This window comes from Ruegeria sp. HKCCD4315 (assembly GCF_013112245.1).
In the GTDB taxonomy this organism is placed as follows: domain Bacteria; phylum Pseudomonadota; class Alphaproteobacteria; order Rhodobacterales; family Rhodobacteraceae; genus Ruegeria.
Window position 1 is genome coordinate 764,092 of the sequence record NZ_WVRN01000002.1, and the last position, 13,304, is coordinate 777,395.

The 13,304-nt window shown below is 58.4% G+C and carries 9 protein-coding genes; 8 read left to right on the forward strand and 1 reads right to left on the reverse strand.

Translation table 11 applies throughout. The annotated features are described in order from the left end of the window. Positions 1–32: 32 nt before the first annotated feature. Positions 33–812 carry an IclR family transcriptional regulator gene (locus GS646_RS21270; protein WP_171648059.1) on the reverse strand — a complete coding sequence of 260 codons (780 nt, stop codon included), beginning with the start codon at positions 810–812 and terminating at the stop codon, positions 33–35. Positions 813–920: 108 nt separating this feature from the next. On the opposite strand from GS646_RS21270, the gene GS646_RS21275 reads away from it, so the two are divergent. The 8 genes from GS646_RS21275 (at position 921) to GS646_RS21310 (ending at position 13,252) form a co-directional block, all read left to right on the forward strand. Continuing rightward, positions 921–1,850, forward strand: coding sequence for a tripartite tricarboxylate transporter substrate binding protein (locus tag GS646_RS21275; RefSeq protein ID WP_171176605.1), 930 nt, complete (start codon positions 921–923; stop codon positions 1,848–1,850). Positions 1,851–1,911: 61 nt separating this feature from the next. After that, positions 1,912–2,448 carry a tripartite tricarboxylate transporter TctB family protein gene (locus tag GS646_RS21280; protein ID WP_171648057.1) on the forward strand — a complete coding sequence of 179 codons (537 nt, stop codon included), beginning with the start codon at positions 1,912–1,914 and terminating at the stop codon, positions 2,446–2,448. 7 nt (positions 2,449–2,455) lie between these two features. Continuing rightward, positions 2,456–3,976 (forward strand): tripartite tricarboxylate transporter permease, encoded by a 1,521-nt coding sequence (locus tag GS646_RS21285; RefSeq protein WP_171648055.1) that lies wholly within the window; start codon positions 2,456–2,458, stop codon positions 3,974–3,976. Between the two features lie 6 nt (positions 3,977–3,982). Beyond that, positions 3,983–5,467, forward strand: coding sequence for an aldehyde dehydrogenase family protein (locus tag GS646_RS21290; RefSeq protein ID WP_171648053.1), 1,485 nt, complete (start codon positions 3,983–3,985; stop codon positions 5,465–5,467). A 25-nt stretch (positions 5,468–5,492) separates the two neighbouring features. After that, positions 5,493–6,737, forward strand: a complete 1,245-nt coding sequence (locus tag GS646_RS21295; protein WP_171648051.1) for a Tm-1-like ATP-binding domain-containing protein — start codon at positions 5,493–5,495, stop codon at positions 6,735–6,737. A 176-nt stretch (positions 6,738–6,913) separates the two neighbouring features. After that, the gene (locus GS646_RS21300; protein WP_171187643.1) at positions 6,914–8,410 is read left to right on the forward strand and encodes a trimethylamine methyltransferase family protein; all 1,497 of its coding nucleotides are present in this window, start codon (positions 6,914–6,916) and stop codon (positions 8,408–8,410) included. A 4-nt stretch (positions 8,411–8,414) separates the two neighbouring features. Next, positions 8,415–10,832, forward strand: a complete 2,418-nt coding sequence (locus GS646_RS21305; protein ID WP_171187641.1) for an FAD-dependent oxidoreductase — start codon at positions 8,415–8,417, stop codon at positions 10,830–10,832. A gap of 5 nt (positions 10,833–10,837) precedes the next feature. After that, the gene (locus tag GS646_RS21310; protein WP_171648049.1) at positions 10,838–13,252 is read left to right on the forward strand and encodes an FAD-dependent oxidoreductase; all 2,415 of its coding nucleotides are present in this window, start codon (positions 10,838–10,840) and stop codon (positions 13,250–13,252) included. The last annotated feature ends 52 nt before the right edge of the window (positions 13,253–13,304 follow it).

Here is a 13,304-nt window from a genome sequence, read left to right on the forward strand (position 1 = left end):
TGCGGGCCTCCGGAAGTATCGTTCACCCTCGGTCATGGGTGGAATTCAGTGGGAAAAGTGTCGGGTAACTGACCGCCAAAATCGGCGGTCAGGTCCGTCGAAAGAGTGTGCAATGCAGACAGAATGGATGGCAGGCGGTCGTCGGTGGCGCGGCCTTCTGGCACAGCAATTGCAATGGTCCCCAGAGCGACTTGATCAATACCAAAAATCGGCGCGGCGTACCCAAAGACGCCCTCTTCATAGCTGCCGTTGCTGTTGGCCCAGCCTGAGGCGCTGATCCGCGCAACCCGTTCTTTGATGATTTCAGGATCAATGAGCGTGGCGTCCGTGAAGCGCGCCTGCTCTTTGTGATCCAAATCTTCCATCAAACTGGGTGGGCCAAAACTGAGCATACAAAGACCCGAGGCCGTTGCATTGATCGGCAGGATCTCACTGGGGTCAAGGCTGACGCGCACGCTGTGCCGCGTTGTTTCAACCACCAATGCGGTTTGCAGCCCAGTCTTTTCCAATAGCGACAAATGCAGGCTTTCGCCAACGCTTTGCATCGCCATTTGCATTTTCTGGCGCGCACTTTCGATGCCTGGCCGCGCGATTTCACGCAGCGCTGCCAGGCGCAAGGCCGCCGGTCCGATAGCATAAGACTTGGTCATAGGATTCTGTTCGATCAGACCGTATTCCTCAAGCGCACGCAGGTGGCGCAGCGCGGTTGCCTTGTTCAATCCGGACAGTCGCGCAAAGTGACTCAGCCCGATTTCCGGTCGCGCGCTTGAAAAGTAATCCAGCATTTTTAAGGCGTTAAGGGCTGTGCCCATGTGTTTCACTTCCTCTTACTCAGGGAATACTTGACAGAACTAACTTAACAAAGCAACATTATTATTGTTAACGCGGATCAAATAATGAACCACGTATGGGAGGAGTCAATGAAGAAATTTCTTACAGCTGCGGCTTTAGTGGCATCAGCTACCGCTGCACTGGCCGAGTACCCCGAAAAGCCGGTCAGCTTTGTGGTGCCGTGGCCTCCGGGCGATCTGGAAGATGTTCTGACGCGGATGATCGCCGATGAATTTCAAGCCATGTACGGCGTTCCAGCCGCTGTCGTAAACAAACCCGGCGGTGGCGGTGGTCCGTTCCCGGGTGCCGTCGAGGTGGCAACCGCCCCTGCGGACGGCTACACCATCGGGTCTTTTGTCATCGGCGTGCCAGTCATTGGTCCCGAAATCGGCATCCCCGAGCTCAACCCCAACCCGTTTGATCCCATCGGGATCTTCCTGACCTATCCCTTCGTGATCGCAGCCAGCAAGGATGCGCCTTTCTCAAGCTGGGAAGAGCTGGCGGAACACGGTAAGGAAAACGACGTCGCACTTGGCCATTTCGGTTCCGTTTTACCACCGACCCAGGTGACCTTTGCCGCAGCCGTCAGCAGCGGGTTCGACTTTGCCAGCGAAGCGGCGTTTGACGCGCTGGACTGCAACACTTTGGCATCGGGCGACGTCGACGTGATCAACACCACCCTTCAGCTTATCCTGCCCTGTCTGGATCAGGTGAACGTCCTTGCCAGCATCGGCGGCGAGCGGATTTCGCTGGTGCCCGATACACCAACAGTCGTGGAACTAAACCCGGATCTGCCTTTGGCCCTGTGGAACGGATTGTTTGTCCACAAGGACACCCCAGCAGACGCCCGCGAAAAAATTTCGGCGGCGGCTCAAAAGGCGCTTAGCTCTGACAAGGCCAAACAATTGGCCGAGGAAACCGGTGCTCTGATTTATTGGCAGGATCCGGATGCCTCCAACGCTCAGATCGAGCAGGACAAAGCCTCGTTCGCCAAGATCGAAGAGATCCTGGGCGAATAACCGGAACGGGCCCGGAACGTTTTACACTGCCGGGCCTCTTTCCATCCAACAGGAGGCCACGATGATTGCAAAGACCTTGCAAGACATGTTCCGGCGCTATCGACGCCCCGGTGACATCGTGTTTGCCACGATGTTCTTCGTGTTCTCGCTGTTCCTTCTCAGCCAGCTTGGAAGCGAAACTCAGGTCGTCAAACGGACAAAGTGGTTTGCGCAGCCTGCTTTGTGGCCAACTATCGCGATCTGGGGCATGGTTGTGTTCAGCGGTCTGCATTTGCTGAGCTCATTCCTGTCACCACGTATTCCAGGCCGTTTGCGAGAGATCACGTTTTGGCTGAAATCGCTCGAATACGTTGTCTATTTCCTGATCTACGTCGCAGCCGTTCCATGGCTTGGATACTTGCCCTCGACCATGCTGTTTGCAGCCCTTTTAACTGTCCGTCTGGGGTTTCGCTTGCCCGGGGCCTTTTGCATCGCCCTTGTCTTCGGCGCGCTAGTCGCAATCGTCTTTCGGGCGCTACTGCAAGTGAACATCCCCGCTGGTCGCGTTTATGAATACCTGCCCGACGGGCTGCGCGCCTTTGCGCTGACCTATCTATGAGGCCGCAATGGACAATCTGATTTCCGGATTTGCAATTCTGGCCCAGTGGCAAGTCATGGTGGCGCTGATCATCGGCTCTGTCGGGGGTGTTATCATTGGCGCCTTGCCCGGCGTGGGCGCCGCCGTGGCCATCGCGATCCTGCTGCCTGCTACATTTGCTTTCGAACCTATCGTTGGGCTGACCCTTCTGCTGGGCATCTACGGGTCATCCATGTATGGCGGCGCAATCCCGGCCATTCTGATCAACACCCCAGGCACGGCCGTGAACGCCCTGACCACCTATGACGGCTATCCCATGACCAAACGCGGAGAAGGCCATCGGGCCTTGTCGCTGGCCTATTCAGCCTCGTTCTTTGGTGGTATTTTTTCGATCCTCTGTCTGATCGTTCTTTCGCCCGTTCTGGCCTGGGTCGCCCCGCATTTCGGCAGTCGCGAGATTTTTCTGGCCGCTTTCATGGGTATTTTACTCGTGATCCTGGCCCATCGCGGACAGACTTTTTCCGCCGCCATGCTGGCGTTTTTTGGGATTTTTCTGAACACGGTGGGGCTGGAGCCTGTCAAATACACGCGGCGTTTCACCTTTGAACAAACCTGGCTGTCGTCGGGCGTCGATCTGATCGTTGTTGTATTGGGCCTGTTTGCCATCAGCCAAGCGCTGCTTTTGCTGGTCGATAAGGAACACGCTCCTGGCGAAGCACATGTTCGCGGCAATATTTTCACCGGCCTGAAGGAGCTTCTGGGCCTGAAGCGCATCGCCACCGTGTCGTCTTCACTGGGCGTTCTCATGGGTATGGTGCCGGGCACCGGCGAATTCACCTCCCAGTTCCTGTCTTATACCTACGCTCAGAAGAGCTCGAAAGATCCCGACGCTTTTGGCAAAGGATCGCCCGAAGGTCTGGTGGCGTCTGAGGCCGCCAACAACGCTGTTCCGGGGGCCGCAATGATCCCGCTTTTGGCGCTGGGCATTCCGGGTGAGGCTCTGACCGCGATGATGCTGTCGGTTTTCTACGTCCACAACGTGATCCCCGGCCCGCAACTGTTTGCGGAACAGACGGACTTTGTCATGGCTCTGTATATGGCGTTGATCCTTCTGAACGTGGTTGTTCTGATCTTTTTGCTGTTTTCGACCAATCTGCTGCTGAAACTCATTCAGATTCCAACCCGCTTTCTGGGCATCATGATCCTGACCCTTTCTTTTGTGGGCGTGTACAGCCTGCGAAACTCGATCACCGATTGCGCGATTGCGGCCGGGTTCGGCGTTTTTGGCCTGATCCTGAAACGCCTGAACCTGCCGATCGTGCCCATCATTTTGGGTATGGTTCTGGGGGGCATCATGGAGGTCAAACTACGCAGCGCCATGGCCCGTGTGAAATCACCGCTTGATTTCATCGACCGGCCCATCGCGGCAATCCTGTTTGTGATGATCCTGGGGATCATCCTGTTGCACATTCGATCTCTGATCCAGGAACACAAGGACCGCGTCAAACCGCAACCGGTTCTCGACGAAGACACTACTCAGCAAGGATAAAGCCTCATGGATCAGTCCTCGATTGACGCGCTGCGCACTCAGGAAATCACTCCGCGCGGACATTTCATAAACGGCCGCTTTCAGGATGGTGAAACCGGTGCTCAGCATCAGGTTCATTCCCCGATCAACGGTCAGCCGCTGGCGCTGATCGCCGAAGGCAGTGCCGCAGATGTCGACGCCGCCGTACATGCGGCGCGGGTATCGTATGAAGATGGGCGTTGGTCACGACTGGCCCCCGCGGGCCGTAAGAAAGTGTTGATGAAGCTGGCCGACCTGATCGAAGCCCAAGCGCTGGAGATTGCTGTTCTGGGCGTTCGCGACAACGGGACCGAGATCAATATGGCCTATAAGGCCGAGGCGCTCTCGGCTGCGGCAACGTTCCGGTACTATGCCGAGGCCATCGACAAGCTCTACGGCCAGATCGCCCCCACGGGTGACGACATTCTGGGTCTGATACATCACGCACCCGTCGGCGTAGTCGGCGCGATTGTGCCGTGGAACTTCCCTTTGATGATCGGTAGCTGGAAAATCGCCCCGGCGTTGGCGGCAGGCAACTCCGTGGTCTTGAAACCAGCAGAAAGCGCTTCGCTCAGCCTGTTGAAAATCGCCGAACTGGCAGCTGAGGCCGGGGTGCCAGACGGTGTGTTCAACGTGGTGACGGGGCGCGGCCCAGTCGTCGGCGAAGCGTTGGCGCTGTCTATGGATGTCGACATCCTTGTCTTCACCGGGTCCGGCGCGACAGGGCGGCGGCTTTTGGAATATTCCGCGCGGTCCAACTTAAAGCGTTGTTATTTGGAACTGGGCGGCAAATCGCCGAACATCGTCTTTGCCGATGCCCCGGACCTTGCCGAGGCGGCCAAGGTTTCAGCCGCTGGTATTTTCCGCAATGCGGGCCAGGTCTGCGTCGCCGGATCGCGCTTGTTGGTCCAACAGGAGATTTACGAGGACTTCGTCTCCGAAATCACCCGCCACGCCTCAGCCTTTCGCGTTGGCGATCCGTTGGACCTGAATAGCCAGATCGGCGCGGTTCACAGCCTGTCCGAACTGGAGGCCAATCTGGATTTCGTGAGCACAGCCGAAGCGGAAGGCGCTGAGCGCCGCACAGGTGGCGCCCGTATTCTGACCGAGACTGGTGGTTATTACATGGCCCCGACGGTCATGGCCGGGGTGAAAGAGACCGACACGCTGTTCCAAAACGAAGTCTTTGGCCCTGTTCTGGCCGTCACGCCCTTCACGGACGAAGAAGACGCGATCCGTTTGGCCAATGCGACCGTTTACGGGTTGGCGGGCGGGGTCTGGACCTCGAACTTGGGCCGCGCGCATCGCATGGTCGCAGGCATCCGTGCCGGGGTTGTCCACGTGAACACCTATGGAGGCGCAGACCTGACTGTTCCCCTTGGTGGCGTTCGTCAGTCGGGCAACGGGCATGACAAGTCGCTGCATGCAATGGAAAAGTACTTCGATCTGAAAACCGCTTGGATCAAACTCTGACCGCCGAAAAACAATTGAGGCACAAATGACCAAAAAAACAATCCTGTTGATCGGCACCTACGACACCAAAGAACCCGAAATGCGGTTTATCGAAGAAACAATTCAAGCGCAGGGTGCCATTGTATTGACGATGGATGTGTCTGTTTTGGGCGATCCCTCTGCACCAACTGACATCTCAAAGCATGACGTGGCCGCAGCTGGTGGCATGACAATTGATGAGGTCATCGCCCAAGGAGACGAAAATAAAGCCTTCCGCATCATGTCTGCCGGGGCGGCCAAAGTGGTTGCACGGGCCTATGCCGACGGACGGTTTGACGGGATGCTGGCCACCGGCGGTACAATGGGCACCGACCTTGCGCTGGATTGTGCGCAGGCGCTGCCGATGGGCGTGCCGAAATACATTGTCTCAACCGTCAGCTTTTCACCGCTTATCCCGCCACACCGGCTGGCCCCCGATATTCAGATGATCCTTTGGGCTGGCGGGCTCTATGGCATGAATTCGATCTGCCAATCATCGCTCAGTCAGGCGGCTGGGGCGGTGGTCGGCGCGACAAACGCCGCCATTGCACCGGACCGTAGCAAGCCACTGGTTGGCATGACCAGCCTGGGGTCGTCCTGCCTTCGGTACATGAAGACCCTGAAACCAGCACTGGAAGAGCGCGGGTTTGAAGTGGCCGTGTTTCATTCCACAGGGATGGGTGGCATGGCCTACGAAAAACTGGCCAGCGAAGGCGCGTTCGCCTGCGTGATGGATTTCTGTATGCAGGAATTCGGAAACCTCATGGCGGGCTCTGTCGTTTCAAGCGGCGAGGACCGGGTTACCAATGCCGGGCGCATGGGTATCCCGCAGATGGTCGCCCCCGGCGCGCTGGATTTGCTGGATTTTGCGGGATGGCAGGACATCCCCGAACACTATGCCGACCGGCCTTTCCACGAACACAACCGGCTGATCAAAAGTTCGGTCTTCAACGGAGCCGAACGGCGCGCCTGGATTCGGGAACTCGCCAATCGATTGGGTGCAGCAAAAGGACCAACGCATTTCTTTCTGCCACTGCAAGGCATCGAAGCCTGGGACAAGGAAGGTGAAGAGGCGTATGACCCACAAGCACTAGCCGAATTGATCGACGAAGCCCGCCGAGTGATGCCTGATCAGGTGCCAATGACCGAACTGGACGCCCATATCAACGATACCGCGTTCTGCGACGCCGTTCTGACGCTTTTCGACGATTGGGTCGAACGTGGCGTGGTTACGTCAACGCCACATAGTTGACTTTTCACGGGGCGGTATCGTCCTCATTGAAACATGAAGACTTCGGTGCGTAAGTTTATAGGCTACGCCGTGTATTTGAATGAATTGCATTCACAAAAATCAGCTAATAATGGAATTGAGCTAAAACTACACCCTTCCTAAGATGCGCGGGAAAACACCTCATCAAGGACGCGCTCATGCGGCGAACACGATCAAGACGGGCTTCTGGTTCCGCGACGCCACAGATGACTTTACCGCCCATTGGCGGTCAATTTATGCCGCTGGATAACAGCAAACTGGTGCATATCACCGATACCGCCTTCGACATTTTGGAAAAAATTGGTGTGTCCGGCGCACCTGAAGACATTCGCACACTGGCGTTAGAGAATGGGGCGACGGAACGGGCTGATGGCCGCATCACCTTTTCACGCACCTTGGTCGAGGACATAATCGCAGGCGCGTGTAAACGCGTAGAACTGCCCGGTTTCAATCGGGATCGCGGGATCGAGGTTGGCGGCGGTCGCGTCCATATCGGTACCGGTGGCGCAGCGGTGCAAGTGCTTGACGCCGCCACAAATACGTTCCGCGACAGCACGTTACAAGACTTGTACAGCCTGATGCGCATCGTGGATGCCTGCGACAGCATTCACTATTCCCTGCGTCCTGTTGTGGCCCGGGATCTGGAAGACCCGCTGACCCTGGATATCAACACGGCATTTGCCGCGATGAAGGCGACCTCGAAACCCATTGGCACAAGCTTTTTCGAGCCCGCCAGTGTAACCCCCGTGGTTGAAATGTTCGACGCGGCTTTAGGCGCCAACGGCGCGTTCAAGGCGCAGCCCTTCTGTTTCGCATCCGTTTGTCACGTGGTGCCACCGCTGACGCTGGCCGAAGAGGCCTGCGGGGTGATGCGTGAATGCGTCCGATTGGGGATACCGCTGCAGATTTGCTCAGCGGCGCAGGCGGGGGCAACAAGTCCGGCCGCGCTGGCTGGCGCATTGGCACAGGGTTTGGCCGAGTCTCTGGCCGGTCTGGTTCTGGTCAACATGATGCAGCCTGGCTTTCCATGTATTCTAGCGTTCCTGCCGTTCATTTCCGACCTGCGGACTGGCGCTATGACCGGCGGTTCTGGCGAAGCTGCTGTGGCCAATGCTGCCGCTGCGCAACTGCTTTTGAACCTCGGCCTGCCTTCAACCGTTTCAGCGGGCATGACCGATGCCAAGACGGCGGACGCGCAGTCGGGCTATGAAAAGGGTTATACAATTGCGCTGGCCGCACAGGGCGGCGCTGACATGATAAACTTGTCCGTGGGTATGCTGGGCTCGATCATGGCAGCTAGCAAAGAAGCTCTGGTGATCGACAACGACATGTGCGGTGCCATCCTGCGTTCAGTGCGCGGCGTTGAAATGTTCGAAGGCTCGATTGATCTGGACATGATCGAACAGGTCGTGACCGGCGAAGGGCACTTCCTCGGCACCGCTCAGACCCTGGATCTGATGACCAAGGAATACGTCTATCCGTCTCTGGGCGATCGCCAGAGCGTCAATGACTGGCTTGAAAGCGGTGCGCAAACCGTCTGGGACAAAGCCATAGCCCGCGTTGCCGAGATCGAAGCGCAGCCTGCGCCTTCCCACCTGCCGGCCGATATCGAGGCCGCCCTGCGCGCTCGCCTGCCCATCCATCTGAAAGATTAAACACATGAAAAGCCAAACCAAAGTTGTGATCATCGGGGGCGGCGCGGTTGGTGTCTCGACCCTTTATCATCTTGCCAAAGCCGGGGTGACCGACACACTGCTGATCGAAAAGAACGAATTGACCAGCGGATCGACCTGGCACGCAGCAGGTAACATCCCCACCTATGCCAACAGCTGGGGCGGCATGCGCGCGGGCAACTACGCCTGGCAACTGTATAAGGAACTGGCGGAAGAGGTCGACTATCCGATCACCTACCGCCACACCGGTGCGTTCTGGCCCGCCCACACGCCCGAACGCATGGACCTGTTCCGTCATCTTGTCGGCATCTCGAAAGGCTTGGGCTATGACATGGCGATGCTCACCCCGTCCGAAATGGACGACATGCATCCCTATTTCAGCTCGGGTGACAGCATCATCGGCGGGATTTTCGACCCGTATGAGGGTGACGTGGACCCAAGCCAACTGACTCAGGCACTGGCCAAAGGCGCGCGGGATCAGGGCGCGGCGATCGCGCGGTTCACCACAGTCACCGGCATTAGTCGCCGCGTGTCCGGCGAGTGGGAGGTTCAGACCGATAAGGGCAATGTTGTCTGTGACATCGTGATCAACGCCGGGGGCTATTACGGTCGTCAGGTCGGTGAGATGGTCGGCCAGAAACTGCCCGTTGTCACGCTGGAACATCAGTATCTGGTCACCGAAAGCCTGCCGGAACTTGAAGCCAATCCGGAAAACTTCCCGCTCGTCCGCGACCCAGACATCATGTACTACCTACGGCGAGAGCGGAACGGGCTGCTGCTGGGCTCATACGGTCACGAAGGCCGGCCCGCATGGCTGGACGGGATGCCCGATTGCTTTGCCAATCAGCTTTATCCCGACAGCGTCGACGACATCGCCGAAATCCTCGAAGCCGCATTGGAACATGTTCCGCTGCTGGGTGAGGCCGGGGTCAGCCGCTTCGTGAATGGTCCGATCCCCTACAGCCCCGATGGCGCGCCGCTTTGCGGTCCGGCGTTTGGTCTGCCGAACTTCTACCATGCCTGCTGTTTCCCGGTGGGTATCACCCACTCAGCAGCAGCAGCGAAAACCCTGACCGAGTGGATCACCGAAGGCGAAACCGAATGGGACATGTCCTTCTGGGACCCGCGCCGCTTTGGCGAGGAGTGGGCGACGTTCGACTATACTGTCAAACGATCAAGTGAGTTGTATGAGCACCAATACGCGATCCCCTACCCGCATCGCTTGTGGAAATCGGGCCGACCAGTTCAGACAACGCCGCTTTACGAGACGCTCAAAGACAAAGGCGCAGTGTTTGGGCAGGTTGCAGGATGGGAACGCGCCTTCTGGTTTGAAACGGACCAAATCAAGGATGATAGCCAGCTGAGCTTCCATCACGAGGTCTGGCACGATGCGGTCAAAGCTGAGTGCGAAGGCGTACGCGACCGGGTTGGCGTTATGGATCACGGCGGCTTCACCCGGTATGAGGTTGAAGGACCAAAGGCCACCGAGTTCCTCAATCGTGTCTTCTGCGGCGCAATGCCCGCCGTGGGCCGGGTCAAGCTGTCCTATATGCTGACCACCAAGGGGAAGATTTGGTCCGAGGCCACGATTGCGCGGCTCGATGAGAACAAATACCTGCTCTGCGGCCCCACTCTGGCCGATCAGCGCGATCACGACTGGATGTCGAAATTCCTACCGGACGAGGGCGTGACCCTGACCCGAGGCTCTGATTTTGACGCTGCTCTGATGGTCATGGGACCAAAATCGCGCGAGGTGCTGCAACCGTTGACCGAGGATGATCTGTCCAAAGAAAACGCCCCTTGGATGTCGGTGCGCGAGATCACCATTGCAGGTGCACCGGTCATCGCGCTGCGGGTGTCTTATGTCGGTGAATTGGGCTGGGAACTGCACATGCGCAGCGCGGATCTGGTCCGCGTCTACACCACTATCATGGAGCAAGGCGCAGTTCACGGTATTGTCGAGTTCGGCTCTTACGGGTTGAACGCCATGCGGCTTGAGAAAGGCTATCACGGCTGGGGCGCTGATTTCGGCATCGAATATACTGCCTTTGACGCCGGTCTGGATCGCTTTGTCAGTAAGAAGAAAAGCAGCTTTGTCGGGCGCGACGCGTTTCTGGCGCAGGCTGAGCAGCCGAAAGACTATCACTTCACCGCCTTCGTACTCGACGGCCACGGCGCCGACGCGCTGTCTTCCGACCCCATCTGCCGGGATGGAAAGCCGGTGGGCTATGTCAGCTCGGGCGGCACCGGCTTCCGCATCGGCAAGCGGATCGCTCTGGGCTATCTGACAGAGGCCGCGAAGCCCGGTGACGTTTACCAGATCGAAGTGCTAGGTGTTCCGGTCAATGCGACTGTGGCGACCGTACCATTCTACGATCCTGAAAACGACCGGTTGCGGGGATAAGACCCATGGCGAAATCTCTTCCGACGGACGTTCAGGTCGCCATCATTGGCGGCGGCATTGTCGGCTGCGCGACCGCTTATCACCTCGCCAAGGCAGGCTGGTCGGTCGCCCTGTTCGAGCGCAAGAAACTGACCAGCGGAACGACATGGCACGCCGCCGGTCTGGTCAGCGAAACGCAGGGTGTGCCGGTCATGTCTGCGCTGGCGAAATACGGCCTCGACCTGATGGAAAGCCTCGAGGACGAGACAGGGCAGAATACCGGGTTCAAGCGCAACGGCTCGATGACTGTGGCTCTGACCGAGGCGCGCATGGAGGAGCTGCGGCGCAAGGTCGACTATGCCCATGGATGCGGGTTGCGCGCAGAAGAGATCAGCCTGAGAGAGGCACAGGATCGCTGGCCTCTGCTGTCCGTCGACGGTGCAAAGGGCGCGTTCTGGTTTCCCGGCGACGGCTATACCAATCCCATCGACACGACGATGGCTCTGGCCAAGGGCGCGCGGATGAACGGCGCGCAGGTTTTTGAAGATACCAAGGTCACCCGCGTTGTGATCGAAGGCGGGCGCGCTGTCGGCGTTGAAACCGCCGAAGGTCTGGTCCGCGCCGAGCATGTGGTAAACGCCACCGGCATGTGGGCGCGCGAGTTTGGCCTGACTCACGGGGTGCAGATCCCGCTGCATTACACCAACCACTATTACGTGGTCACCGACCCGATTGAGGGCGTGACCGGAGACCTGCCTGTCCTGCGGGTGATGGATGAATACGCCTATTACAAAGAGGATGCGGGCAAACTGCTGATCGGCTGTTCCGAGCCCAACGCGACCCCTTGGCTGCCCAAGGATGGCCTGCCCGAGACGTTCGAATTCGACGAACTGCCCTACGACGAAGAACACCTCTACCCCATCCTCGAAGCGGCAATGGAGCGGGTTCCCACGCTGGCTGAATCCGGCATTCGCAAGTTCTTTAACGGGCCTGAGTGTTTTACCCCGGACGCCAAACACTATCTGGGGCTGGTCCCGGATGTGAAAGGCTATTGGGTCGCCGCAGGTTTCAACTCAACTGGCATCCAGAACGGGCCCGGCGCGGGAAAGGCACTGGCTGAATGGATCATGGCCGGTCACATGACCATGGACCTCACCGATGTGGACAGCCGCCGCATCGTGCCTGGCTTGAACGCGCGCAGCTACACCGCGACCAAGGCCGCCGAAACTCTTGGGCATGCCTATGCTATGCACTGGCCTTATCTTCGCAAGACTGAGGCACGTGGTTTGCGGCGGACGCCCTACTATACGCATCTACGCGACGCGGGCGCGCAATTCGGCAGCGCCAATGGCTGGGAACGTCCGCTCTACTATGGGCGCGAGATGACGGATGGGTTCGGACGCGAGCCGTGGTTCGACGACTGGCAAGCAGAACATCAGGCTCTGCGCACCGATCTGGGCTGTATCGACCTGACCTTTGGGCGGTTCATCGTCGACGGGCAGGATGCCGAGTCACAGATGCAACGGCTTTGCGGGGCCAATATGGCCGTCGCGCCGGGTGCTTTGATCTATACCCACATGTTCAACCCACAAGGCGGGATCGAAGCGGATGTAACCGTCGCTCGGCTTAGCACATCCCGCTATTTGGTCATGGCGTCTGCCGGGGCTGAACCGCAAACGGAATATTGGCTGAAAACGCAACTGACAGGCACCTCGGTTTCAGTTGTCAACGTCACCTCATCTGAGGCGACGCTGGCCCTGATGGGCCCGCGTGCGCGGGACTTCCTGGCCGGGCTGACGGACGCGGATCTGTCGAATGACGCCTTCCCCTTTGGATCGTGGCAGTCCCTGCATGTTGGTCACGCGCCAGTTCGCGCCCAGCGGATCACCTATGTGGGCGAGCTAGGGTGGGAATTGCACATCCCGGCCGAATTCGCGCAGCAAGTGTTCGAGACCATCATGGCCGCCCCTGACGCGCCGCGCCTTTGCGGTGGCATGTCAGTAGACAGCTGCCGGATCGAAAAAGGTTTCCGCCATTGGGGCCACGACATCGGCCCGCATGACAGCCCGGTAGACAGCGGCCTGACTTTTGCATGTGACTTCACAACTGATTTTACTGGTAAAGAGGCCATTGTTGCCCGCAAATCGGCAGGCCCCGAAAACCGTTTGCTGTCACTGCGGCTCGACGATCCAGACGCCCTGATCTTTGGAAAAGAACCCATCCTGTGCGATGGGGAAATCGTTGGGCGTTTGACCTCGGCCAGCTATGGCTGGAGCGTCGGTGGGGCCATTGGCATGGGATATGTTTCGCGGCCCGAAGGCATGACGATGAAAGCTCTTGCGGCACGCAGCTATCAGGTGAAGGTGGCGGGACGGACTGTGACGGCACAAGCCAGCCTGCGCCCGCTTTACGATCCGGACAATGCCCGGATGCGCGGTTAAGCAAATCGGGAGAGGTGTTCGGATCAAATCTTGGTCCGAAAGCCTCTGCCAA